This window comes from Microbacterium sp. T32 (assembly GCF_001619615.1).
In the GTDB taxonomy this organism is placed as follows: Bacteria; Actinomycetota; Actinomycetes; order Actinomycetales; family Microbacteriaceae; genus Microbacterium.
Map to the genome: position 1 here is coordinate 19872 of NZ_LQQP01000022.1, position 23626 is coordinate 43497.

The 23626-nt window shown below is 70.2% G+C and carries 25 protein-coding genes; 16 read left to right on the plus strand and 9 right to left on the minus strand.

Annotated elements, in window-relative coordinates:
• The first annotated feature begins 25 nt into the window (after window positions 1-25).
• Window positions 26-988, plus strand: coding sequence for a serine hydrolase (locus AVW09_RS12095; RefSeq protein ID WP_082822958.1), 963 nt, complete (start codon window positions 26-28; stop codon window positions 986-988).
• A 159-nt stretch (window positions 989-1147) separates the two neighbouring features.
• On the opposite strand, the gene AVW09_RS12100 is transcribed toward AVW09_RS12095, so the two are convergent.
• Entirely contained in the window at window positions 1148-1546 is a 399-nt protein-coding gene (locus tag AVW09_RS12100; RefSeq protein ID WP_063258316.1) for a DUF2199 domain-containing protein, read from the minus strand.
• Between the two features lie 345 nt (window positions 1547-1891).
• Here AVW09_RS12100 and AVW09_RS12105 point away from each other — a divergent pair, with 345 nt between their 5' ends.
• On the plus strand, window positions 1892-2164 hold the full coding sequence (locus AVW09_RS12105) for a hypothetical protein (protein ID WP_063258317.1): 273 nt from the start codon (window positions 1892-1894) through the stop codon (window positions 2162-2164).
• Window positions 2165-2178: 14 nt separating this feature from the next.
• Window positions 2179-3066, plus strand: a complete 888-nt coding sequence (locus AVW09_RS12110; RefSeq protein ID WP_063258318.1) for an FHA domain-containing protein — start codon at window positions 2179-2181, stop codon at window positions 3064-3066.
• Between the two features lie 69 nt (window positions 3067-3135).
• Here the strand turns inward: AVW09_RS12110 and AVW09_RS12115 are convergent, their stop codons facing one another.
• The 4 genes from AVW09_RS12115 to AVW09_RS12130 form a co-directional block, all read right to left on the minus strand.
• On the minus strand, window positions 3136-4365 hold the full coding sequence (locus AVW09_RS12115) for an MFS transporter (RefSeq protein ID WP_063258319.1): 1230 nt from the start codon (window positions 4363-4365) through the stop codon (window positions 3136-3138).
• On the minus strand, window positions 4362-4886 hold the full coding sequence (locus AVW09_RS12120; protein ID WP_063258320.1) for an ArsR/SmtB family transcription factor: 525 nt from the start codon (window positions 4884-4886) through the stop codon (window positions 4362-4364). The genes AVW09_RS12115 and AVW09_RS12120 overlap by 4 nt, the downstream gene beginning before the upstream one ends.
• Window positions 4887-4952: 66 nt before the next feature.
• A complete protein-coding gene (gene purU / locus AVW09_RS12125; RefSeq protein WP_063258321.1) occupies window positions 4953-5834 on the minus strand; it encodes a formyltetrahydrofolate deformylase in 882 nt (293 codons plus the stop codon).
• 54 nt (window positions 5835-5888) lie between these two features.
• The gene (locus AVW09_RS12130) at window positions 5889-7007 is read right to left on the minus strand and encodes a zinc-binding alcohol dehydrogenase family protein (protein WP_063258322.1); all 1119 of its coding nucleotides are present in this window, start codon (window positions 7005-7007) and stop codon (window positions 5889-5891) included.
• An 83-nt stretch (window positions 7008-7090) separates the two neighbouring features.
• On the opposite strand from AVW09_RS12130, the gene AVW09_RS12135 reads away from it, so the two are divergent.
• The 5 genes from AVW09_RS12135 to AVW09_RS12155 all read left to right on the plus strand — a co-directional run bounded on the left by AVW09_RS12135 (window position 7091) and on the right by AVW09_RS12155 (window position 11828).
• On the plus strand, window positions 7091-7657 hold the full coding sequence (locus AVW09_RS12135; protein ID WP_063258350.1) for a TetR family transcriptional regulator: 567 nt from the start codon (window positions 7091-7093) through the stop codon (window positions 7655-7657).
• Window positions 7658-7769: 112 nt separating this feature from the next.
• On the plus strand, window positions 7770-9086 hold the full coding sequence (locus AVW09_RS12140) for an MFS transporter (RefSeq protein WP_063258323.1): 1317 nt from the start codon (window positions 7770-7772) through the stop codon (window positions 9084-9086).
• A 409-nt stretch (window positions 9087-9495) separates the two neighbouring features.
• Complete coding sequence (locus AVW09_RS12145; RefSeq protein WP_063258324.1) at window positions 9496-10194, plus strand: GNAT family N-acetyltransferase; 699 nt, start codon at window positions 9496-9498, stop codon at window positions 10192-10194.
• A gap of 124 nt (window positions 10195-10318) precedes the next feature.
• The gene (locus AVW09_RS12150) at window positions 10319-10531 is read left to right on the plus strand and encodes a helix-turn-helix domain-containing protein (protein WP_063258325.1); all 213 of its coding nucleotides are present in this window, start codon (window positions 10319-10321) and stop codon (window positions 10529-10531) included.
• Window positions 10521-11828 carry a HipA domain-containing protein gene (locus AVW09_RS12155; protein ID WP_063258326.1) on the plus strand — a complete coding sequence of 436 codons (1308 nt, stop codon included), beginning with the start codon at window positions 10521-10523 and terminating at the stop codon, window positions 11826-11828. The genes AVW09_RS12150 and AVW09_RS12155 overlap by 11 nt, the downstream gene beginning before the upstream one ends.
• 2 nt (window positions 11829-11830) lie before the next feature.
• Here AVW09_RS12155 and AVW09_RS12160 read toward each other — a convergent pair whose 3' ends face one another.
• Window positions 11831-12040: a hypothetical protein gene (locus tag AVW09_RS12160; protein WP_063258327.1), complete on the minus strand. Its 210-nt coding sequence runs from the start codon at window positions 12038-12040 to the stop codon at window positions 11831-11833.
• A gap of 4 nt (window positions 12041-12044) precedes the next feature.
• On the minus strand, window positions 12045-12854 hold the full coding sequence (locus AVW09_RS12165; RefSeq protein ID WP_063258328.1) for an SDR family oxidoreductase: 810 nt from the start codon (window positions 12852-12854) through the stop codon (window positions 12045-12047).
• Between the two features lie 211 nt (window positions 12855-13065).
• Between AVW09_RS12165 and menC the strand changes: the two genes are divergently transcribed.
• Both menC and AVW09_RS12175 read left to right on the plus strand, forming a co-directional pair.
• Window positions 13066-14199 (plus strand): o-succinylbenzoate synthase, encoded by a 1134-nt coding sequence (gene menC / locus AVW09_RS12170; RefSeq protein ID WP_063258329.1) that lies wholly within the window; start codon window positions 13066-13068, stop codon window positions 14197-14199.
• A gap of 77 nt (window positions 14200-14276) precedes the next feature.
• The gene (locus AVW09_RS12175) at window positions 14277-15665 is read left to right on the plus strand and encodes a glycine--tRNA ligase (RefSeq protein ID WP_022878483.1); all 1389 of its coding nucleotides are present in this window, start codon (window positions 14277-14279) and stop codon (window positions 15663-15665) included.
• 158 nt (window positions 15666-15823) lie between these two features.
• On the opposite strand, the gene AVW09_RS12180 is transcribed toward AVW09_RS12175, so the two are convergent.
• Window positions 15824-16174, minus strand: a complete 351-nt coding sequence (locus AVW09_RS12180) for a hypothetical protein (protein ID WP_156496088.1) — start codon at window positions 16172-16174, stop codon at window positions 15824-15826.
• A complete protein-coding gene (locus tag AVW09_RS12185; RefSeq protein WP_063258331.1) occupies window positions 16174-17250 on the minus strand; it encodes a DUF6177 family protein in 1077 nt (358 codons plus the stop codon). The genes AVW09_RS12180 and AVW09_RS12185 overlap by 1 nt, the downstream gene beginning before the upstream one ends.
• 38 nt (window positions 17251-17288) lie before the next feature.
• Between AVW09_RS12185 and AVW09_RS12190 the strand changes: the two genes are divergently transcribed.
• From AVW09_RS12190 to AVW09_RS12220, 6 genes are all read left to right on the plus strand, one after another.
• The gene (locus AVW09_RS12190; protein ID WP_197462630.1) at window positions 17289-17648 is read left to right on the plus strand and encodes a DUF6507 family protein; all 360 of its coding nucleotides are present in this window, start codon (window positions 17289-17291) and stop codon (window positions 17646-17648) included.
• The gene (locus tag AVW09_RS12195; protein WP_063258333.1) at window positions 17648-19924 is read left to right on the plus strand and encodes an ADP-ribosyltransferase; all 2277 of its coding nucleotides are present in this window, start codon (window positions 17648-17650) and stop codon (window positions 19922-19924) included. The genes AVW09_RS12190 and AVW09_RS12195 overlap by 1 nt, the downstream gene beginning before the upstream one ends.
• An 83-nt stretch (window positions 19925-20007) precedes the next feature.
• Window positions 20008-20508 carry a hypothetical protein gene (locus tag AVW09_RS12200; protein ID WP_156496091.1) on the plus strand — a complete coding sequence of 167 codons (501 nt, stop codon included), beginning with the start codon at window positions 20008-20010 and terminating at the stop codon, window positions 20506-20508.
• 447 nt (window positions 20509-20955) lie between these two features.
• A complete protein-coding gene (locus AVW09_RS12210) occupies window positions 20956-21330 on the plus strand; it encodes a hypothetical protein (RefSeq protein WP_156496092.1) in 375 nt (124 codons plus the stop codon).
• A gap of 174 nt (window positions 21331-21504) precedes the next feature.
• On the plus strand, window positions 21505-22515 hold the full coding sequence (locus tag AVW09_RS12215; RefSeq protein ID WP_063258337.1) for an ATP-binding cassette domain-containing protein: 1011 nt from the start codon (window positions 21505-21507) through the stop codon (window positions 22513-22515).
• Window positions 22512-23315, plus strand: a complete 804-nt coding sequence (locus tag AVW09_RS12220; protein WP_063258338.1) for an ABC transporter permease — start codon at window positions 22512-22514, stop codon at window positions 23313-23315. The genes AVW09_RS12215 and AVW09_RS12220 overlap by 4 nt, the downstream gene beginning before the upstream one ends.
• Window positions 23316-23626 lie beyond the last annotated feature (311 nt).

A 23626-nucleotide genomic window follows, 5' to 3' on the forward strand; every position in this document is an offset into this window, starting at 1 on the left:
CCCGGAAGGAGCCACGCTCGTGGGCATGCCACCGGTTCCCGAGCCCGCCTCACCCGAACCCGCCGGAGGGCCCGTGGAGTCGTCGCGACGCGACGCCCCGGCCCTCCGCGGGTCGGCCCGTAAGGGTCCTCGGCGGCTGCCCCGGCGGGCGGCCGCCGGGCGTCGGTCGTTCACGGCGACGCTCCGGGCACTCGACGAGCTCGCGGCATCCGGAGCGAAGGTGTCGGTGCGCATCGACGACCTCGACGGCGGCTCCGCGGTGCTCGAGGGCGACGACTTCGTCACGCTGCCGGTCGCGGGTCTCGGGGTCGTGCCGCTGCTCGTCGAGGTGGCCGCGGCGATCGAGGCGGGCCGCGTCGACGCGCTCGAGATCGTCGATCGCGCGACCGTCGACTCCGCGTCGGGCGGGGGAGTGTGGCAGCACCTGAAGGCTCCCGCGCTGCCGCTGTCCGACGTCGCGGTGCTCGCCGCGTCGGCGGGGGACGCGCTCGCCGCCAACGCGCTGCTGCAACGCGTCGGGCTGCCCGCGGTCCGGGCGCGCATCGAGGAGCTCGGGCTGCGCCGCACGGCACTGCTCGACCGGTTCCGCGACGACCGGGGCCCCGACGACGCGCCGCACGTCGCGCTGTCCACCGCGCGCGAGATGGCGTCGGTGTTCGCCGGGCTGGTCAATTCGACGGTGGTGTCGCCGGGGGTCAGCGCCCAGGTCGCGGAATGGCTGAGCCTCAACCACGACCTGTCGCTCGTGGCATCCGCCACAGGTCTGGATCCGTTCTCGCACGAGAACGACGAGCACGGCCTGCTGTTCGTCAACAAGACGGGGCGATCGAACGGCGTGCGCGCCGAAGCGGGAGTGCTCGGGGGCCCGCGCGCCGGCGTCGCGTTCGCGATGATCGTGAACTTCGACGACCTCTCGATCGCCCACCGGCTGCGCGCGCACGACGCCTTCCGCGTGCTCGGCGTGGAGCTGATGGAGTACGTGTTCTGAAGCGTCGCCCGGCCGTGCGGCAGCGCCGCCTGACGCCGAGACTGCACGCGCCTGACGAGTCCACTGCAGGTTGCGGCGGTTTTGTCAGGCGGATGCAGTCTCGCGGCTTGAGCGTGCGGGCGCGCCGAACACGAGGCTCGGCACCGGCGTGGAACCCGATCAGCGCGGCAGGGTGGACAGCACCAGCTCGTGATTCCACGTGTCCTGGAGAACGGCGGCGAGCTCAGCACCTGAGCTCGACGTCACGTACGGGGTGTGGTCGGGGTCGATGACCGCGATGCGGGTGGGCGCGCCTCTCACGCTCCACGGTGCGATTTGGTTCGCGAGGTGCCCATCGATGAGCAGGTCCGGATAGGTCGGGGCGAACCACTCCGACAACGCGCGATGCATCTCTCCGGGGGGGACGCGGATCCAGACGCCGAAGGTGACGGAGTGACCCCCGGTCAGGTGGACGGGAAGGAGGGCGCGGACGAAGGCGCCGACCCCCTCCGCCGAGATCATCACCGATTCCCGCGGAGTCGCGTGGGACAACCACAGACCCCCGGATTCGACGGTCATTCCCTGTTCCAGAACGTCGTCGGGTAATGCGTATCGGACATGCCGCTCGTGGTCGGACAGCGGGCGGCCACACCCGGGACAGGCGCTCGTCACGGGGTCAGACTAATCGACCGGGAAGTCCGGAAAGCGCCGGGCGGGCGAGCACTCGGGTTCCGCCGACGATGAGGACGGCGGGATGTCGCCGGATGGGGCTCGGCATCCGTCGACTCGCCAGGTCGAGTCTCGGCGCACGCGCCCCGGAGGCGCGGTCGGTTATCCCGCAACCGGCGCTCGAACGCAATCCCTTCTTGCGTATTGCGGCCCGGTGGGAGCCTGGTGCCCCCGAACACCGAAAGGACTGGGACGATGTCCGAAACCACCACCACCGACCCGTTCGCGAACTCCGCCGGCCCCGAGGGCCACTCGATCACCGACTGGACCGACCTCGGTCGCGAGATGTGGTCGTACCTGACCGGCCGCGGCGCAGCGGTCAACTACTCCTTCGTCGACATGACCGTCGAAGTGCCGCGCGACATCGGCCCCGACGCGCCGCGCGCCACGTGGAAGCTCAACGGCACCCTCCGCGTCACGACGAGCGACGACACCGCGCCGGGCTCCGACCCGTACCGCGGCAACTGAGGGCGGGCGCCGTCATGGTGCGCCTCGACATCGATCTCGCCTTCTCCGAACAGGAGGCGGGGGTGGATGCCGCCCTCCCGCCGTTCGAGGGGACGATCACCGCTGCGGGGTCCGAGGTCTGCGTCACGGTGAGCGACCCCTCGCGGCTGCCCGGCAACGGCCGCCGCACGCTCGCCGAGCTGTCGACCGTGGCGGACGCGCTGGCGAAGCGCGGGATCTCGGTCCGCCTGGAGGGCCCCGACGGCCCGATCCTGCACCTCGGGGACGTCAAGAGCAGCCTCCTGCAGCGGGTCGTGACCGGCTCGCCGCACATTCGGCTGGGGTCGGTCGCGGCCCTGGCGCCGCTGCTCACCCGGCGCAACGGAGGCCAGGCATTGACCTTCCCGGTGCCGCCGGGGACGCCTCTGCCGCTCGTGCCGACCGTGAACCGGTTCGTGCCCCGCCGGATCACGACGACGCACTACACGCCGGGCTCGGGTCGACCGCGGCTGATCTTCGCGATCGGGTCGTCGTCGTGGGACGGATCGCGGCCGCGCGAGTTCGACCTGCTGCCGACGAAGACCGTGATCGGGTCTGGCGACGAGGCCGACCTGCGCCTCCCCGGTCTCGCGCCGATCCACGCCGAGATCCGGCACGAGGGCGACGACGAGTACGTCCTGTACGGCTTCGACGTCGTCGGCGGTGGCGGTGCCGCGGTCGAGGGGCGGCGGGGTGACGGCCGCATCCTGCGGACCGGCGCGCGGATCGAGCTCGGCGACTGGCGCTTGGCGTACTTCCGCGCCGAGTGGGCCGACCACGGCCGCCCCTACGGCGGACGCGTCGGCGGCGAGGGAGCGCTGCAGCGCAAGCAGCCGCCGCGCGGCGGCACGGGTCCGCTCGCGAAGGCCACCGACCCGGATTGAGGCGCACGCACCGACGGACGGCATCCGCGGAATCCTGGCCGACGGATGCCGTCTCGGCGGCGCGGTGCGTCAGGCGACCGGTGCGGGGGCAGGAGTGGTCGCGACCACGCGCCAGACGCTCCGCATCGACGCGGCCACGAGCGTCGCCGCGACGATCAGCGCGGCGCACGTCCACAGCACCGGCGTCGTGCCGACGAGGTGAGCTGCGGGACCGACCACCGCTTCGCCCAGCGGTACGGCCACGAACGACCCGACCATGTCGTACGAGTACACGCGCGAGAGCGCCTCGCGCGGCACGTGCGACTGCAGCGACTGGTCCCACGCGATCGCGAAGATCTCCGTGGCGAAGCCCCCGAGCGCGAACCCCGCGATGAGCACCCCGACGGTCGGCGCCGCCGCGAGGGTCGCCACCGGCACCGCGGCGAACGCCATCGCGGCGACGCCGATCCCGAGCGCCCGCCGGGGCCGCCAGCGCAGCGCGACGACGGCGCCGAGCGCGAAGCCCGCCGTCTGCGCGCCGATCACGAAACCCCACGCGGTGCGCCCGACGGTCTCATCCGCCACGACCGGGCCGAGCACGGCGACGGCGCCCGTGAACGCGGCGTTCAGCACGGAGAACTGCAGCACCACGATCCACACCCACGACCGACTCGTGAATTCGCGCCACCCCTCGCGCAGGTCCGAGAGCATCGACGTCCGCTCCGCGTCTCCCCGCGCCCGTTCCGGCAGCCGGAGACGCGAGAAGAAGAGGGCCGCAGCGGCGAAGGCGATGGCATCCACCGCCAGCCCCCATCCGGGTCCGAACGTGGCGATCAGGATGCCACCCGCCGACGCCCCGACGATCGTGCCGCCGTTCAGCCCGAGGCGGAGGAGCGCATTGGCGGATCGCAACTGTTCCGGAGGCACGGTGTCGGGCACGAGAGCCGCGGATGCCGGGAGGCTCACGGCCGCAACGGCACCGTTCAGGACGCTGAGCACCACGAGCGCCGGAATGGTCGCCGACCCCGTGACGACCAGCGCGGCGACGGCGCCCTGCGTTCCCGCCGCGGCCAGCGACGTGCCGACGAGGAGGAGGTTGCGCGGCAGCCGGTCGGCGAGGACGCCGCCGAAGAGGAGGACGGCGACGTTCGTGATCGAGCGGGCCGCGACGACGAGCCCGAGGTCGGCGGCCGACCCGGTGAGGTCGAGCACCGCGAAGGCGAGGGCGATCGGCGCGACGGCGTTGCCGACGATGCTCGTCGTCCGCGCCGCCAGCAGCCACCGGAAGGCGGCGTGGGCGAGCGGTCCGCCGCGGGTCACGGCCGCTCCAGTCGGAACAGCGCGGCCGTCATCGAGACGGGCTGCGTCCCGGGAGTGCGCGGGGGCTGGGCGGCTTTGTGGAGCAGCGTCGATGCCTCGGCGACGTGGTGCACGACCCGGCGCCAGACCTCCGGATCGACCCACAGCTCGGCGTCGGTCGTCACCCCGGGGCCTTCGGCGCGCCGGCGTGCGCGGCGCCGCAGCTCGTCGATGATCGCTTCGACGTAGGGCGCTTCCTCCTCCGCGGGCAGGCGGGGTGCGGGAGGGGCGCCGGGGTCGATGCGGCGGGACGACGACTCGTGGCGGTAGCGCTTGGCATCCCCGCCGCGAAGCCGGACGGTCTCGACGACGCGGATCAGCGCGACGCGCTCGAGCACGCGGAGGTGGTAGCTGGCCGAGGCCTGCGAGATCCCGAGCTCGCGCCCGACTTCGGCCGCGCTCATCGCGGCGCCGGTGAGGAGCGAGAGCATCCGGAGCCGGAGCGGATGCGCGGTGGCGCGCAGCTCGTCGATGCGGGTCATGGGTCGATGCTGGCGCGGTCGTCCACTACCGTCAAATGTCCCTTTGGGGGTTCGTGGCCCCGCGCCTCAGAAGACGATCGTGTGGTTGCCGTGGCGGATGATGCGGTCCTCGGCGTGCCACAGCACGGCGCGCGAGAGCACCTGTCGCTCGACGTCGGCGCCGCGGCGGGCGAGCTCGGCGGCCGAGTCGGCGTGGGTCACGCGCACGGTGTCCTGCTCGATGATCGGCCCCTCGTCGAGGTCGCCGGTGACGTAGTGCGAGGTCGCGCCGATGAGCTTCACGCCGCGCTCCTTCGCCTTCTTGTACGGCTCTGCGCCGATGAAGGCCGGGAGGAACGAGTGGTGGATGTTGATCACCGGCACCCCGATCTTCTCCAGGAACTCGGGGGACAGGATCTGCATGTACCGCGCGAGCACGACGAAGTCGACGTTGCCGACCAGCAGCTCGAGGATGCGGGCCTCGGATGCCGACTTGTCGGGGCCGGGCGTCGACGGAACGTGGAAGAAGGGCACGTTGAACGAGCGGACGTCCTCGGCGGAGGTGGTGTGGTTCGACACGACCATGGGGATGCTGACCGGGAGGTCTCCGCGGCGGTGGCGCCACAGCAGGTCGAGGAGGCAGTGGTCCTGTTTCGAAGCCAGGATCGCCATGCGCTTCGGCGTGGAGAGGTCGGTGAGCTTCCACTCCAGCTCGAAGCCGCGGCCGAGGGTCTCGGCGAGGTCGTCCTGGATCGCGGGTAGCGCGGCGGCGAGGTCGGGGCGGTGGAACACGACGCGCTGGAAGTACGCTCCGCCGCGCGGGTCGTCCGAGTACTGGTCGAAGGCGACGATGTTGCCGCCCTGGCGGGCGATGAGCGCCGAGACCGCGGCGATGATGCCGGGGGTGTCGCTGCCGTGGACGATGAGGCACGCGTGATCGGGCTGCAGGTGGGGACTCGCGGAGACCATCGGACCATTCTGCCGTGCCCGGATGACGTCCGCGGACACCGCCGCTTCACCCCGTCAGATACGAACGACCAGCTTGGATGCCGAGACCCCCGCACGCTGACGGTCGAGCGCGGCCTGCACGTCTCCCAGGCCCTCGCCGACGACGAGCGGCTCCGGCATCGGCCGGAGACTCCCGTCGGTGAGCGCGCGCGGGATTACTTCGCCCCACAGTGCCGGGCCCACCTCGTCGTCGCGCAGACTGCTGCCCCACACGAACCCCGCCCGGATGCCGGCGCGCCGGGCGCGCAGGGTCGACCGGACCGTGGTGAGACCGATGCGGGTGAAGACGGGGAGCATCGCGGGGAAGAGCCGTCGTCGCGCGACGAGGCCGGCGAGCGACACGGGCGTGCTCGCCATGGCCAGCCGCGTGCCGCCGACGCGGCGGAGGATCTCGATGCACGCGTCCGTCGATCCCGCGCCGAGCGCGACCGCGCCGACGACCGGCCGGCCACCGACCGCCGCGACCAGCTCGTCGACGGCGGTTGGCGAGCCGTAGTCGATCACGGCGTCGGCGCCGAGCGCGCTGACGGTCGCGGCGTTGCGCGGCGACGCCGTGGAGACCACGTCGTATCCCGCGGCGCGGGCGAGCTGGACGGCGTTCATCCCGACACTCGTCGATCCGCCCCACACCACCACGACACCGCCCCGTTGCTGGGGCGTCTCGCCAGTCGGCATCCGGAGTCCGAGGTGCGCGGATTGGAAGAGCGCGCACGCCGCGGTGGATACGCCGAGCGGAAGAACGGCGGCCTCCTCGTCGGACAGGGCGTCGGGGATCGGCGCGGCAAGACGTTCGAGCAGCACCGTGTACTCCTGGAAGGCGCCCTCGCGCAGTGGATCGCGGCCCCTGTCGGTTCCGGTGGCGAGCCCGAAGACGCGCTGGCCGACGCCGAACCTCGTGACGGCGGAGCCCACGGCGACGACCTCGCCGGCGACGTCGGATCCGAGGACCGCGGGGGTCTGCAGCCATCGGTACGTGACGCGGCTGGTGCCCTGGATGACCCAGTCGACGGGGTTGATCGCGACCGTGCGCACCCGCACGAGGATCTCGTCGGAGGCCGGTTCGGGAACGGTCGTGCCGATCACGGCGAGCGGTGCGCGCGGAGCGGGCAGGACGGCGGCGGACTGGACGGACATGGAGCCTCCTGCTCGTGATGACACTGAGTGTCTTCACACTAACCCACCGATGACACTGCGAGTCATCACTTATGCTCGTCCGCATGGCGAGATGGGCACCGGACACGCGGGAGCGACTGCGCGCCGCGGCACTCGAACTCTTCGCCGAGCGCGGCTTCGACGCCACCACCGTGCCCGACATCGTCGAGCGGGCGGGGCTCACGCGCCGGACGTTCTTCCGCCACTTCAGCGACAAGCGCGAGGTGTTCTTCGGCGACGACGAGATTCCCGCGCTCGCCGCGTCGACCGTCGCCGCCGCCCCCGCGGACGCGGCGCCGTTCGCGATCGCGTGGGCCGGATTCCACCGGCTCGCCGCCGATCGCTTCGAGCCGCGACGTGCGCAGATGCAGGCGGCGCGGCGTTTCATCGCGTCCGAACCGGCGCTGCGCGAGCGCGACCTGCAGAAACAGGCCGACCTGCGCGACGCCCTCCGCGACGGGTACCTGGCCCGCGGCGTCGACGTCTTCACGGCGCGCGTGACCGCGGGCGTCGCGGTCGAGCTGCTGCAGATCGCGCTCGAGCGCTGGCTGGCCGACGAGACCGGCGCCGCGCTGACCGAGCACCTGGCCGCGGTGCGCGCCGGAATGTCGGACGCGCTCGCCGACGCCTGAGGCGGCCCGCTGCGCGCCGCGCTCGTGAAGACCCGCCGTGTCGGTGGCCACGGCTAGCCTTGTGGATGCCGCTCTCCGTGGCATCCATCCCCTTCCTCCCCCAGGACTCACCGTGATCAGCAGCCTCGAACGCCCCGGGTGGCGGACGTGGACGCTATGGGCGGTCGGGGTCCTGGCGTACGTCGTCTCGATCGTCAACCGCACGTCGCTCTCGGCGGTCGGAGTGGATGCCGCGACCCGCTTCCATGCGGATGCCTCGGCGCTGTCGTTGTTCGCCGTGATCCAGCTGTTCGTGTACGGTGCGATGCAGATCCCCGTCGGGCTGCTGCTCGACCGGTACGGCGCGCGGCCGATGATCGCGATCGGCATGGTGCTGATGGCGGCGGGGCAGCTCGTCATGGCGTTCGCGGATGCGGTGGGGATCGGCATCCTGGCCCGCGTCCTGATCGGTGCGGGCGACGCGATGATCTTCCCGAGCGTCCTGCGCGTGATCGCGACGTGGTTCCCCGCGCAACGTGCGCCGGTGCTCGTGCAGTTGACGGGGATCATCGGCCAGCTCGGTCAGATCGTCGCGGTCGTGCCGCTCGCCGCTCTGCTGCACGCCACGAGCTGGAGCGTCGCCTTCGGCAGTGTCGCGGGGCTCGGTGTGCTGTTCGCGGTGCTGACGTACGCGATCATCCGCAACCGCCCGCCCGAGCGGCGCGACGATCCCGTCGACCTGTCGGTGGACACGCAGACCGGCGCGATCCGCGTCGTGACGTCGGCGGCCGATCTGCGGCAGGGATTCCGCGAGTCGTGGGCGCACCCGGGGACGCGCCTCGGTTTCTGGTCGCACTTCACCACGCCGTTCGCGGGCACCGCCTTCATGCTGCTGTGGGGCTTCCCGTTCCTGACCGCCGGCGAGGGCCTCGCCCCGGCGACCGCGTCGGGGATCATGACGCTGTTCGTGCTGTTCGGCATCCTGAGCGGTCCCGTGATCGGTGCCCTGTCGAGTCGGCATCCGCGTCGGCGCTCCCGGTGGCTCGTGCTGCCGACGGTCGTGTTCCAGGCCGTCGTCTGGATCGTCGTCGCGGCGTGGCCCGGGCCCGCGCCGCTGTGGCTGCTGATCGTCCTCATGCTCGCGCTGTCGACAGGCGGCCCCGCGTCGATGATCGCGTTCGACCACGCCCGTACGTTCACCCCGAGCCATCGGCTCAGTACCGCGACCGGCATCGTCAACGGCGGCGGATTCCTCGCGGCGCTTCTCGCGATCCTCTTCATCGGTATAGCGATGGACGTCCAGGGGGCGGGCAGTCCCGACACGTATTCCCTGGATGCCTTCCGCTGGGCGTTCCTCACACAGGTGCCGCTGTGGCTGGTCGGCGGCATCGCGATCGTGATCGAGCGCGCCCGGACGATCCGGCACATGGACGGCGCGTTGCCGCGCTGAATCCGGCGCCGGTGGGTGCGGCGCTGCCACCGCTACGCCGGCGCAGCCAGCTGCCCGGTGGGTGAGGCGCCGGCGCCGCTGCCGGCTGCGCCGGCGCTGCCATCTGCGCCGGTGTCACCTGCGAGCTGCCTGGCGCGTGGCATCCGTTGCGTGTCCCACTTTGTGCTGTTTGCGGCGCCTTGAGTTGCACGAAGTGGGACATGCCCCGTCGTGAGTGGGACATGCTGCGGCGGGTGGGGGCGTGGCATCCGTTGCGTGTCCCACTTTGTGCTGTTTGCGGCGCCTTGAGCTGCACAAAGTGGGACATGCCCCGCCAGAGGTGGGGCATGCACCGTCAGAAGTGGGACGAGGGCGGGGGCGGACGCGCGGACGAGCGGGCGAGCGGGCGAGCGGATGCCAGACTCGAAACATGAGCACGACCGGCATCGACATCCGCCCGCTCGACACCCTGGAGGCCATCGAGGCCGGGTCCCGTCTGTTCGACGACGTGTGGGTGGGGGATCGCGCGACGATGCCGTCGAATATCCTGCGGGCGCTCGAGCACTCGGGCAACTACGTCGTGGGCCTGTACGACGGCGACCGCATGATCGGGGCGTCCGCGGCGTTCTTCGGCCCCCCGGCGGAGCGCACGATGCACTCGCACATCACCGGCATCCTGCCCGGCTACCAAGGGCGCGGGCTCGGACGCCAGCTCAAGGCGCACCAGCGCGAGTGGGCGCTGGAACGCGGCATCGGACGCATCACGTGGACTTTCGACCCGCTGATCCGCCGCAACGCCCACTTCAACCTCGCCATCCTCGGCGCGCGTGTGGCCGAGTACCTCGTCAACCAGTACGGCGAGATGCCGGATGACGTGAACCGCGGCGACGAGTCCGACCGGCTGATGGTGTCGTGGGCCGTGGCCGAACCGCCCGCCCCGACCCCGGAGGAGGATGCCGTGCGCGCGGTGGTCGAGATCCCCGATGACATCGAGGGTCTGCGCCGGACCGATCCGTGGGCCGCCGCCGGGTGGCGTTCGCGCGTGCGCGAGGAGTTGCGGGGGCACCTGGCATCCGGTCTCCGGATCGGCGGCATCGACCGGCGCGGGTACCTGCTCGTTGCGGGGTGAAACGGCCGTCTTGTGGGATCTTTCCCACAAAGGAGTGTGTGGGATTTATCCCACATGAAGTCTTGTGGGTTTTATCCCACAAGGTGTATTGTGGGATAAAACCCACAGATGCTCGGAGGTGACCATGAGGGTCGCACGTCCTGCCGACCTCGGTGCACTCGTCGCAGAGCGCCGCGAGCAACGAGGGCTGTCCCAGGAGCAGCTCGCCAAGAACGCGGGCGTGACACGCGACTGGCTCGCGCGCTTCGAGGGAGGAAAGCCCTCGGTCACCCTGCACCGCGTGTTCTGGGTGCTCGAGGCGCTCGGGCTGACCCTCGAGGCGCACGATGACGAGTGAACTGCACGCGTACCTCGACGGTCTTCGGGTTGGGGCCTTCACTCAATCCCGCGCTGGTGCGCTCGGCTTCGAGTACGACGACCAGTACCGGCGCTCGCGAACCGCAACCCCGATGTCGCTGTCGATGCCTCTCGCCCGACAGGTGCACAAGAACGCCCCCGCTCGGGCGTACCTGAGGGGTCTGCTGCCGGACAGCGCCGGCCGTCTCCGCGAACTCGCGAGCGAGTATCACGTGTCCGAGAACAATCCATTCGCTCTCCTGTCGCACATCGGTCGCGATGCTGTCGGCGCCGTGCAGCTTCTGCCGGAAGGAGAAGACAGCGATGACGCCGCCACGCGCACGGGTCGGCTTCAAGAGCACTCGGACGAGGACTTCGCCAGCCTCATTCGAGACCTGATCGCCAACGCTGCCACGTGGGGCGTACGGCGAGCGGGACGATGGTCGCTCCCCGGCGCACAGCCTAAGACCGCCCTGTTCCGCACGGTTGAAGGGATGTGGGCCACTCCTCTGGACTCGACGCCGACGACACACATCATCAAGCCCTCCGTACCCCCGTACTCCGAGCACCACATCGTGGAGTACATGACGATGGCGGCGGCGCGCCACCTGGGCCTCGTCGTCGCCGAGAGTGAGATGGCCACCACCAGCGCGGGCGACAACGTCTTCATCTCCCGCCGATACGATCGGGCGTTCACCGGCGAACGCTGGGCTCGTTTGCACCAGGAAGATCTGTGTCAGGCGCTGGCCGTCGAGCCCGACAAGAAGTATCAGAGCGACGGCGGCCCTGGCGTCGGCAAGATCGCGGATCTGTTCCGTGGCCTCCCGAATGGAAGCGACCGTCAGGACAACAGCCGACGCTTCTTCGATGCCCTCGCCTTCAACCTCGCCGCCGTCGGCACCGATGCGCATGCCAAGAACTACTCGCTCCTGCTGGACGGCTCGCGCGCCACGCTTGCTCCCCTCTATGACCTCGGTACGCACGCCCCCTATCCGTCGCCGGAGGGACAGCCGATGAAGCTGGCGATGTCGCTCGACGGCGAATACATCATCGACCGCGTGGGGGAGAACGCTCTCCAGGTGGCCGGTCGACGACTCGGACTCGACCCTGACGAGGCGCTCTTGCGAGCGCGCGAGATTCTGCGCGGCATCGTGTCGGCATTCGATCAGGCAGCCGCGGATGCGAACCAGGTTCTGGGGAGAGTCCCGACCATCGCGCGCCTTCGGGACGCCATCGCAGATAACGCTCGAGGACGCGGATGGGTGGCGTCACCCACTGTCGTTCCGCTCGGTGACTGAGGTCAGTCGCCCGAGACGGGCACGTCTTTCTCCGCCGCGGGATCGCCCTGACCAGGACCCGGCCGCACGGCCGCATCGTCGCGCACGTCGATGCGCGTCACGCCGTCGCGCTTCGTGACGTCGATGCGGGGAGCCGCGTCGGCCTCCGTCGCCTTCGGGGCGCTCGTCAGCTGGTCGTGACGGTTCTCGTCGAAGCTCTTCTCGTCGCTCACCGCGTCACTCCTTTCCGACCGAACGCCACGCGTCCGACTCCATGTGCGACCCCGCCTGCGGCCCCATCTGCAGCATCCCGCCGTCCACGACCCAGCTCGCACCCGTGACGTACGAGCCCGACGGCGACGCGAGGAACCGGATCACGTCGGCGATCTGGTCCGGCTTGCCGGGGCGACCGAGCGGGATGCCGGGACGGTGGATGCGATCGGCATCCTCGGGATCCATGTCGTTGATGGGCGTGGCGATCTCGCCCGGCGCGACGGCGTTCGCGGTGATGCCGTACTGCCCGAGTTCGAGCGCCATCGTCTTGATGAGGCCGCCGAGCCCGTGCTTCGCCGCGACGTACGGCGCAGAGCCGACGCGCGGCTGGTGCTCGTGCACGCTCGACACGGCGATGAGCCGCCCGCCGTTGCCGGCCGCGACCATGCGCTTCGCGGCGGTGTGCAGTGCGAGGAAGGCGCCGTCGAGGTTCAGCGCGATGTCGGTGCGCCACGTCTTCATATCGAGGTCGAGGAAGCTCCCGCCGATGCCGCCGCCGGCGTTGTTGACGAACACGTCGAGGCCGCCGAGTTCGTCGGCGAGGGAGTTCACGGCATCCGGGATCGCGTCGAAGTCGGTGGCATCGAACTGCGCGACGACGGCGCGGGCGCCGCGCTCGCGGACGGCTGCGGCGACCTTCTGCGCCCCGTCCTCGTCGCTGTTGTAGGTGATCGCGACGTCGATCCCGGCGGCGGCGAAAGCGAGCGCGGTGGCCGCGCCGATGCCCGAGTCCGAACCGGTGACGATCGCGTGGCGGGGAGTGAAGTCGCTCATGCCCGCGACGCTACGCGGCGGCTTGGGCCCGGACAGTGGCCTTGCCAGGCCGCGCGCGAGGGGTTACGGCGGGCACAGCTCCTGCAGATCCGGCGGTGCCGTGGCATCCGGGTCCCGCGCGGGGCGGATGTGCCGGAGTTGGGCGGGATGCCGCAGGACCCGCCGCCCCGCCGCGGCCGCGGCCGTGCCGCCACCCGGATACCCTGCCCTCATGCCGCCCCGCACCCCCGCCGCCCCCGTGACCCTGGATGCCGTCGAGCTGCGGGTCCTGCACCTGCCGCTCGTGTCGCCGTTCACGACGTCTTTCGGCACCGAGACGGTGCGCGAGGTCATCGTCGTCCGCGCCGAGACGTCGGACGGCGTCGCGTGGGGCGAGGTCGTCACGCAGGCGGAGCCGTTCTACTCCAGCGAATACACGCAGGGAGCGTGGGACGTCCTCATCCGCTTCCTCGCGCCCGCCCTGCTCCAGCGCCGCACGTTCGCTCCCGAGGAGGTCACCGGCATCCTGGCCCCGGTCGTCGGGCATCGCATGGCCAAGGCCGGACTCGAGCTCGCCGTGATCGACGCCGCGCTGCGCGCCGAGGGCCGCAGCTTCGGGCAGTACCTCGGCGCCGAGAAGGACCGCGTGCCCTCCGGCGTCTCGGTCGGGATCCAACGCGACCCCGCCGCGCTCGTCGACACCGTCGGCGGCTACCTCGACGAGGGCTACGTCCGCATCAAGATCAAGATCAAACCCGGACGCGACATCGACGACACCGCCGCCGTGCGGGCGGCGTTCGGCGGCATCCCTCTGCAAGTGGATGCCAACTCCGCCTACACCCTCGCGGATGCCGACACGCTCCAGGAGCTCGACGCCTTCGACCTGCTCCTCATCGAGCAGCCGCTGCAGGAGGACGACCTCGTCGACCACGCGACCCTCGCCCGGCGCCTGACCACGCCGGTCTGCCTGGACGAGTCGATCGTGTCGGACAAGGCCGCGGCGGACGCCCTGCAGCTCGGTGCCGCGGCGATCATCAACATCAAGGCCGGCCGTGTCGGCGGGTACCTCGAGGCGCTCGCGATCCACGACCGGTGCCGGGCCGCCGGTATCCCCGTGTGGTGCGGCGGAATGCTCGAGACGGGCATCGGGCGGGCCGCCAACGCGGCGCTCGCGGCGCTCCCCGGGTTCCTGCTGCCCGGCGACATCTCGGCATCCGCCCGCTTCTACGACCGCGACATCGTGACGGCGCCCGCGGTCCTGGAGGACGGACACGTGCGCGTCCCGACGGGGCCCGGGCTCGGCGTCGAGATCGACGAAGCCGCGCTCGACGCGTTCACGGTGCACCGCGAGCGCATCACGCGATGAGTTCCGGCGTCGCTCGATAAACTGGATGCCGCGCACTCGCGCTCGCACCCACAGCTTTCCCGACCATTGGAGCCACCGTGGCCGAACAGTCCCGCCTCGACAAGGTCATCTCGCTCGCCCGCCACCGCGGGTTCGTGTTCCAGGCCGGTGAGATCTACGGCGGTTCGCGTTCGGCGTGGGACTACGGCCCCCTCGGCACCGAGCTGAAGGAGAACATCCGGCGCCAGTGGTGGCAGACGTTCGTGCGCGGCCGTGGCGACATGGTGGGCCTGGACTCCAGCATCATCCTGCCCAAGCGCGTGTGGGAGGCGTCCGGTCACGTCGCGACGTTCACCGACCCGCTGGTGGAGTGCCTGCACTGCCACAAGCGCTTCCGCGCCGACAACCTCATCGAGGACTTCGAGGCCCGCAAGGGTCGCAAGGCCGAGAACGGCCTCGCCGACATCCCGTGCCCCAACTGCGGCACCAAGGGCCAGTACACCGAGCCCAAGGCGTTCTCCGGCCTGGTGAAGACGTACCTCGGTGTGGTCGACGACGAGTCGGGCCTGTACTTCCTGCGCCCCGAGACCGCACAGGGCATCTTCGTGAACTTCTCCAACGTGCTGACGGCATCCCGTCGCAAGCCTCCGTTCGGCGTCGGTCAGGTCGGCAAGGCGTTCCGCAACGAGATCACCCCCGGAAACTTCATCTTCCGCACGCGCGAGTTCGAGCAGATGGAGATCGAATACTTCACGCCTCCGGCCGAGGCGCAGGAATGGTTCGAACACTGGGTCGAGGCGTGCTGGAACTGGTTCGTCGACCTGGGCATCGACCCCGAGAACATGAAGCGGTTCGATGTGCCCGAGGAGGACCGCGCGCACTACTCCGCCGGCACGATCGACGTCGAGTACCGCTTCGGCTTCCCGGGCAAGGAGTGGGGCGAGCTCATGGGCGTCGCCAACCGCACCGATTACGACCTGAAGAGCCACTCGGATGCCTCCGGCTCGAGCCTCACGTACTTCGACCAGGCCTCGGGTGAGAAGTACACCCCGTACGTCATCGAGCCGTCGTTCGGTCTGACGCGCGCGATGATGGCGTTCCTCGTCGACGCGTATCGGGAGGAAGAGGTGCCCAACGCGAAGGGCGGCTCCGACACCCGCACGGTGCTGAAGCTCGACCCGCGCCTCGCGCCCGTGAAGGCCGCCGTCCTCCCGCTGTCGCGCAACGAGCGTCTGTCGCCGCTCGCCCGAGAGGTCGCGGACACGCTGCGCTCTGCCGGCTGGAACGTCGACTTCGACGACGCCGGCGCGATCGGCCGCCGCTACCGCCGCCAGGACGAGATCGGCACGCCCTACTGCGTGACGATCGACTTCGATTCGCTCGACGACAACGCCGTGACCGTCCGCGACCGCGACACGATGGGCCAGGAGCGCATCCCCCTCGACGGCCTGCACGCCTACCTCGCCGAGCGCCTGCGCGGCGCCTGAGCAGCTCACGTCGATCGGAGCGAACCAGGCGACGGTGCTGGTCCCCGTCTCCCTGCTCCCGCTTCCCCTCCTGGCGTTCCTCGTCGTCGTGCTCATCTACCGCTGGTCTTCACCGCGCTGAGCACGGATCCTCACGGCCGCGGCCGGACTCGGAAGCGTCAGCCGCGTCCGTCGGGCGCGAGGTCGTGGGCAGTGCCACCCGAGACCGCGGCGAGGGCAGCGATCACGCGCGCGGCGCGATGCTCGGCCTCCCACGGTGCGACGACATCGATCCACCACCGCTCTGTGTCCGCCGCGTCGTCCTCGCGGAGGAGGCGTCGCACCTCGGCCGGTCGGGCGGGGACCGGGTGCACGATCGTCAGCACGGTGGCATCCCCGTCGACGAGGACGATCTGCATCCCGCCCGCGTCCATGCGGTAGGTGAGCGCCGGTTCGGCAGCGGCGACGGCGTGGGCCACCTCGCGCAGGCCGATCACCCGCGGGGTGAGGAGGACGTACTCGTGAGGCATCAGCGGCTCCGCCACGCGTCGATGTCGAGGCGGAACCCCGTCAGTTCCGCGACGCGCTCGACCCCGAGGGTCTCGGTGATCTCGACGAGCCGGTTCCACGCGACCTCGGCCGGCTCTTCCGACCGCCGCAACGGGATCACGAGCGCGGGCGTGCGAGGGCGACCGGCGATGCGGGCACCGAATCGCCGGCCCCAGGTCACCGGGTCGAGTGCGAGGTCGCGCACAGAGGGAGCCCCGATCAACAGCGCGAGCGGTCTCGCCGTAGGGACGACGAACGCCGAGGTCGTGAGGTCGGCACGACCAGGGCGCGTAAAGAGCGCCGCCATGAGTGGCCACGGGGCGACGGCGAGTTCGTCGAGAGCCTCGACCGTGGCGTCGGCGCGCGCATCGGTAGCAGGGTCGTCCAGTCTGCCGAGCGAGACGAGTGCCTCCGTCACCTCCTCGACGCCGCGCGCCGTGCGGCGGGCGGTGAGGGTCGCGACCACAAGGCGCGAGGAATCCCCGGTCGCGATGAGGCGGGTGTCGCTCGGCATCCGGGATCTCGCGAAAGCGGTGAGGGCATCGCGGTCCCAGGCGTACTCGGCCGGTTCGTTCGGGCCCCACGTACCAGGAGCGGCCTCGGCCGAGCGCCCCAGGATTTCGAGCGCAGCGCCCAGACGGGTCGAGGCATCCGCCCGATGACGGACCGAGACCGACGCGATCAACTGCAGCGTGGTGGGCTGCTCGAGGTGGAGGGCGTCGGGGTGCGGGGCGGCGGGAGTGTCGTCGAACGCGGCGACGAGGTCCTCAAGGGGACGCCACGTGAGTCCGTCACGCAGCCCGCCGGTGGTGCGGACGACCCACGGCACGCGGGTGTCCGCGAGGGCCGCGCGCATCGGTTCGGTCAGGCGCGTGCCGTCGCCGGTGAGGAAGACCAGTGGATGCCGCGCCATCCCCGCCTGCCGAAGCAGGTCGCCACGCGTCGCCGTCAAGGGGAGCAGCGGTGCCCGGCTCTCCGAGACCGCGATCCCCCCGACGATCTCGTCGATGAGAGCATGGCTCACGATGCCCTGTGCATCCCTCGACAGATCGACCACGTTTCCTATCATGGTCGAGGGCGAGTCGGAGGTGGACGATGACAGGATGGCGTGTGTCCCCGGAAGGGGTGCAGCAGGTACTCACGGGAGTCGACGCAGCAGCGACATCGATCGCGACGGCTCTCACGGGCCTCTCGGACCAGCTGTCGGCGGCTGTCGCCGGCACTCGGTCAGCCGAGGTCGCTGAGGCGATGCAGGCGTTCGTCGAAGCTCAGACGGCCGATCTGACTCTCATCGAGCAGCGCATCCCGAGCGCTCGGCAGGCCGTCATCGACGCCACCAACGCGGTCACGGCGGGAGACCTCGAGATGGCGACGACGACGGAGGCGCGCGCCGCGTCGGCCCGGACTCCGGATGCCGAGGCCACCGTGCGACACGGCGGATCGGTGCCCTACTGATGTCGCACGGTCTGATCGACCCGTCGAAGCTGCCGGGCCTCGACCTCGACCTCGCCGGGGTGACGCAGGCGGCCACGGAGATTTCTTCCCGTGCCGGCTCGATCCGTCAGGCGGGGACCGATGCGGCCTCCTCCTGGTCGGCCCTCCCCTCGGCGTACGAGTCGACCGGTGCCGAATCGGTCTACGTCGCGATGAATCCCGTGCGCGACGCCTCCGACCGCGTCGGCGGCGACCTGGCCTCGGTCGCCAGCGCCCTCAGCACCTGGGCGACGACCGTTCAACCGATCCTCTCGCGCGTGGCCGACCTGCGCACGGATGCCGAGGCGTTCGTCGTCGAAGCGAACACCTTCCAGCCGCGCGTCACCACGACGGGCAACCTCGCCGTGACGTTCCTGCCGGTCCAGGTGGACAACTGGTGGGAAGACCCCGAGATGGTCCAGCGGAACGCGGACCTCGTCGACCAGGGGTACCTCCTCGGCGAGCAGCTGCGCGTTGCGAACGAAGACCTCGCGAACGCGATCCGCCGCGCAGCGGGACTGTCCACCACCACGGTCGCCGGCGCCGCGACGACAGCCCCCGACAACCTCCAGACCGACTGGGGCAGTGCGTCGCCGCGCGAGGAGTCGTGCGCCGAGAAGACGATCGGCTTCCCGATGCACCTCACCGGTGGAGTGCTCACCGGTGCGTGGGACATGGTCGGCGGCCTCGGGATGCTGATCTACGGTTACGACTTCAAGAGCTGGCCGCCGCCCGCCTGGGCCGTGGCGGGGGAGCTGATGGCGGGCGACCTCCAGGGCGCGATGGACCGTGGCGGTGCGTGGCTTTCGGGTTGGGGACAGTCATGGGTCGGTCTCGGCCATCTCGTGACGGGTCTCTCGATGGGCTTCCTCGCGCCGGTGAAGTCGGAGATCGTGGCTCCCGCGCAGATCGCGGACCTGAAGTCGAAGGGTGTCGACACCGGTTTCCTCGAGTGGGAGCAGCAGTGGACGCGTGACTCGTACCGGTCGTACATCGATCTTCTCGGGAGCTTCGTGGGGTACCACGCGCCGGAGGAGTGGTGGAACGCTTCGCCCGACCAGTGGGGTGAAGGGTGGTCCGACTGGGGCAAGGACCCTGGCGGTACGGCGGGGACCTCGGTCTTCAACGTCGCGACGATCTTCCTTCCCGCCAAAGGTGGCGGCGCACTCCTCGACGGAGTGCGGGTCGGGCACGGGGCGGAGGGCCTCGCGGACGACCTCGGTCGCGCGCGGGCCGGCGATCGTGACCTCGGCGGGACGCCCCTTCGGCCCGGCGGTCTCGCCGACGACGTAGCAAAGGCGGGGCGCGTGCAGGACGACCTCGCGAAGACGCTCGGTCGTAGCCCGCTGAACGACGGAGGCTCGCTCCTAGACGACATCCGCGGTGGCGATCGTCTTGCGCGCCCCGATGCTGACCTTCCGCGTGTGCATGCGGATGAGCCCGACGTTCCGCCGTCGCGCATCGCCGATCCTGACTCGTTGACTGCGCACCATGTCGGCGGGGACGCCCCGGGCGGTCATGCCGGAGAGACCGCGCCGACCGGTCCCGGCAACGAACGCCACCTCACCGATCCCCAGCCGCACGTCCCGCCCCACACGAATCTCTACGCGCCTCCGCCGCACGCCGGGCCCGACGCTCCGCGCCTTCCGGACCTGTCGGCGATCGACAGCGAGTTCCGGATGCCGAACGGTGCCGTTGATCCGTTGCGGCTCGGCGAGTGGGCGCGGAAGGTGTCGGAGGCCTATCCTCGCCTGACGCCTTCGGAGATCAAGGGCATCTATGACTACACCACGGTACCGGGGGTCCACGCGATGAACCCCTATCTCCGCGACCCGAGTCATCCGTCGCCGTTCGACGTGGGCTCCGTCGAAACGAGGATCGAGAACGCGACCTCCGGCCTGTCGAAGCTGCCCGCGGAGCCGGGACGGACGTATCGCGGCGTAACGCTGGATCAGAACTTCCTCGATACCTTCCAGATCGGACGGAAGTGGCACGACGACACCTTCATGAGTTCGTCGAAGACCCCGGGAGTCGCGGAAGATTTCAGCCAGCAAGCCCTCGAACCCGGCAAAGCGCCGGGAGTGATCACCATCGACGGCCTAACCGGCAGCGACGTGATGCCGATCTCGCGATATCAGCACGAGTCCGAGATCCTCTTCCAGCGCGGCACTGAATTCGATGTCGTGTCCAAGTTTCAAGATGTGGAGGGGATCTGGCGAATACATCTACGTGAGATCCCGGGTCCGGGAGCAAAATGAACTCTTCGCAACATGTCGACGACGTTGCAATCGCCCTGTATGACTCGATGAGTTCCGAACTATTGGCGAGTTACGGGGGCGGCGTGAGTATTGCGAAGTTCCTGGGAAAGTCCGATGACGACGAGGCGCGGCGGTCGTGGTCGACCCGAATCTCGCGGGAGCTCGCCGAACTGCCGCCTGATGCGCTGAAGAGCCTCGCCGTCTCTCCGGACCCCGCGACGGTGAGCGTGTCGGAGGAGGTGGCGGCGCGGTTCGAGTTGGGCAAGGTGACAGTGACGATCCTCGGGGACGCCGTCTGGAGAGCGGCTTTGCGTCCGGGTTTCGGTGCCGCGATCATCGCCGGTCTCGGCTGGAGCCGGTGGGCGGGGCGGTGGATCGACGCCCTCCGCAGTCGAGGCGCGGAGCCGGGGCCGATCGTACGCGGACCCGACGATGAGGATTTTCCGTGGGTGGCTCAACGGCCCGGCCAGCCCGGGCCGTGGACCCGGGCGCATTCGGAGTTGGGCGCTGCGGTGATCGCTGATGCCGAGTCGCTCGGGACCCCGCGCCTGCGGGAAGTGTATGAGGAGTTGAACCGTGACTGATGGTCCCGGGCGTCTGGAAGACGCCCTCGCGAGATTGCCGATCTTCCGCGGTGTGGTGTGGAGGGGGGCGGGCTTCGAGCTGACGACGCCGTTCACCCTGCAGGCGCCTCTTCCGACGTCCCAGGATGCGCGGGTGGCGTCCGAGAACTTCCGCGCGCCCTCCCTTCACGCGATCGTCTCGGTTTCAGGACGCGAGATCGGGCCTCTCTCGCGTCACCCCGCGGAAGCCGAGGTCGCCCTCCTTCCAGGGACCACGCTCACCCCGGCCACCGGAGTGCATCTCGTCGAGGGGTTCCCTGTGCAAGTCGTGAGGGAGGTATCCCCGAGTGGGGAGATCGCTCCCATGGTTTCGGACGAAGACCTGGCACTCATACTCGCGGCGGCTCGCGCTGCACCCCCGGTAGACATCACGAGCCCGGGCCGCTTCTTCGTCGAGTGAGCATGCACATGCACGAGCACCGACTCGACACCCCAGCGCTCGACCTGGCGAAGGAGGTCGCTTCGTCGCTGAGGCGATACTTCGGCGACCGCGTGACCGCGCTGGCGATCAGCAACGTGATCGACGACCGCAATCACGTGGAGTTCTCGGTACTCTTCGAGGCCTACAGCTTCTTCCCCGTCATCTTCAACTACGACCGCGGGTTCTTCGGATTCGGCATCGTGTACGGGGACCGAGCCGTTGGGGTCGAACCACTCGGTGGTCACTGGGCCTCCTTCGGCGAATTCGGACGGGTGCTGGAGCAACTGGACGAGGAGCTCCGGCTGCGAATCCCCGACAAGTACCTGGATGCCAAGGGGTGGGTGGGCCGTTCCGGGCACTAACGCCCGCGAGACTGCATCCGCCTGACATCTCCATTGCATCCTGCAGTTGTTTCGTCACCGGCATGCAGTCTCGGCGAATCGCCCCTCGCCCCCGCCCCGACGGTGGCAGCGCCGTGACAGCACCACCGCCGCCGTGACAGCGGCGCGACAGGGCGCCCGGCGCATCCTGTCGTCATGACCACCTCATCCACCCGCGTTCCCGCGGTGCGAGCCGAAGGGCTCGTCAAGACGTTCGGCTCGAACAGGGCCGTCGACGGCGTCGATCTCGTCGTCGAAGCCGGGACCGTCTACGGCGTTCTCGGCCCCAACGGTGCCGGCAAGACCACCACCATCAGCATGCTGACGACGCTGTTGCGTCCCGACGGCGGGCGGGCCGAGATCTTCGGCCACGACGTCGTCAAGGACGCCCACATCGTCCGCCAGCTCATCGGCCTCACGGGACAGTTCGCGTCCGTCGACGAGAAGCTCTCGGCCACCGAGAACCTCATCATCTTCGCGCGCCTGCTCGGCCTGTCGCGGGCCGATGCCCGCCGCAAGTCGACCGAGCTCCTCGAGGAGTTCGGCCTCACCGAGGCGGCATCCCGGCCCCTGGCGAAGTTCTCCGGCGGGATGCGCCGTCGCCTCGACCTCGCGGCATCCCTCATCGCCCAGCCGCCGCTCATCTTCCTCGACGAGCCCACCACGGGCCTAGACCCCCGCACCCGCGGGCAGATGTGGGACACGATCCGGCGGCTCGTCGCCACCGGCTCCACGGTCGTGCTCACGACGCAGTACCTCGACGAGGCCGACCAGCTCGCCGACCGCATCGCGGTCATCGACCGCGGACGCGTCGTCGCCGAGGGCACGGCGCTCGAGCTGAAGGCATCCGTCGGTCAGGCTTCGCTCGTACTGCGCCTGCAGCCGGGCTCCGACCTCGAGGTCGCGCGCGCCACCATCGCGCGGGTCCTGGATGCCACGGCCATCGTGTCTCCGGAGGCGGCGCGCCTCACGGTGCCGATGTCCGACCCCGATGAGGTCACCGACCTGCTCGTGGCGTTCCGCACGGCCGGCGTGCACCTGAGCGAGTTCAGCGTGCAGCAGCCGACCCTCGACGAGGTGTTCCTCACGCTCACCGGCAGCGGAGTGCCGGCCGACGACGATGCGGCGCGCGAAACCGCCGCCGACCTGGAAGGAGTCCGCTCATGACCGCGATCACCATCCCGCGCGACCTGCCCCACACCGCGGGGCTCGGTCAGACGTTCCGCAACACCCTGACGATGGCGTGGCGCGGCCTGCTGAAGATCCGCCGCACGCCCGAGCAGCTCATCGACGTCACGGTGCAGCCGATTCTCTTCACCCTGATGTTCACGTACATCTTCGGCGGCGCGATCGCCGGCGACGTCGCGAGCTACCTGCCGATCATCATCCCCGGCATCCTCGTACAGACCGTCATCACGACCTCGGTCGTGACGGGCGTGCAGCTGCGCGAGGACATGGACAAGGGCGTGTTCGACCGGTTCCGGTCGTTGCCGATCGCGCGCATCGCACCGCTGTCGGGGGCCCTGCTCGCCGACACGGTCCGCTACGCGATCGCGACGACGCTGACGTTCACGATGGGCTACATCATGGGCTTCCGCCCCGAGGGCGGACTCGGCGCGGTGGTCGTGGCGGGCCTGCTCGTGATCGTGTGCTCGTGGGCGATCAGCTGGATCTTCGCGTTCTTCGGGGTCATCGCCCGCACCGCGTCGAGCGTGCAGGGCGTGTCGATCCTGATCCTGTTCCCGCTGACGTTCCTCTCGAACGCCTTCGTGCCCTCCAACACGATGCCGTCGTGGCTGCAGTGGTTCGTCGACATCAACCCGGTGTCGCACCTGGTCACGGCCGTCCGCGACCTGGTCAACAGCGGAACGCTCGGCTCCGATGCGGTCGTGTCGCTCATCGGGGCGGCCGTCATCGTGGCGGTGTTCGCACCGCTGACGGTCCGCGCCTACATGCGCAAGGCCTGACCCGATCCGATGATCGACCGCGGGGGACGCACTCGGTGCGCTCCCTGCGGTCGCCGCGTCGTGAGGATGTCGTAAGGATCGGACGGGACCGCCCTCACGCTCGTGTAAGGTTCCGGAGGGTCAGCAGGCCCGGAGACACGGAGAGGACGGAGGCGACTGTGGACAGTGACAGTTGTTGCTCCTCTCTCCGCTCCGGTCGGCTCCGCATGATGTGAGGCAGGCCCACGGTCGAGCTTCGTCACGACTCCGGTGACATGCGTGTCTCATCGGTTGCGTCCGCAGTCCGCCTCCGTCGATATCGACGGAGGAAT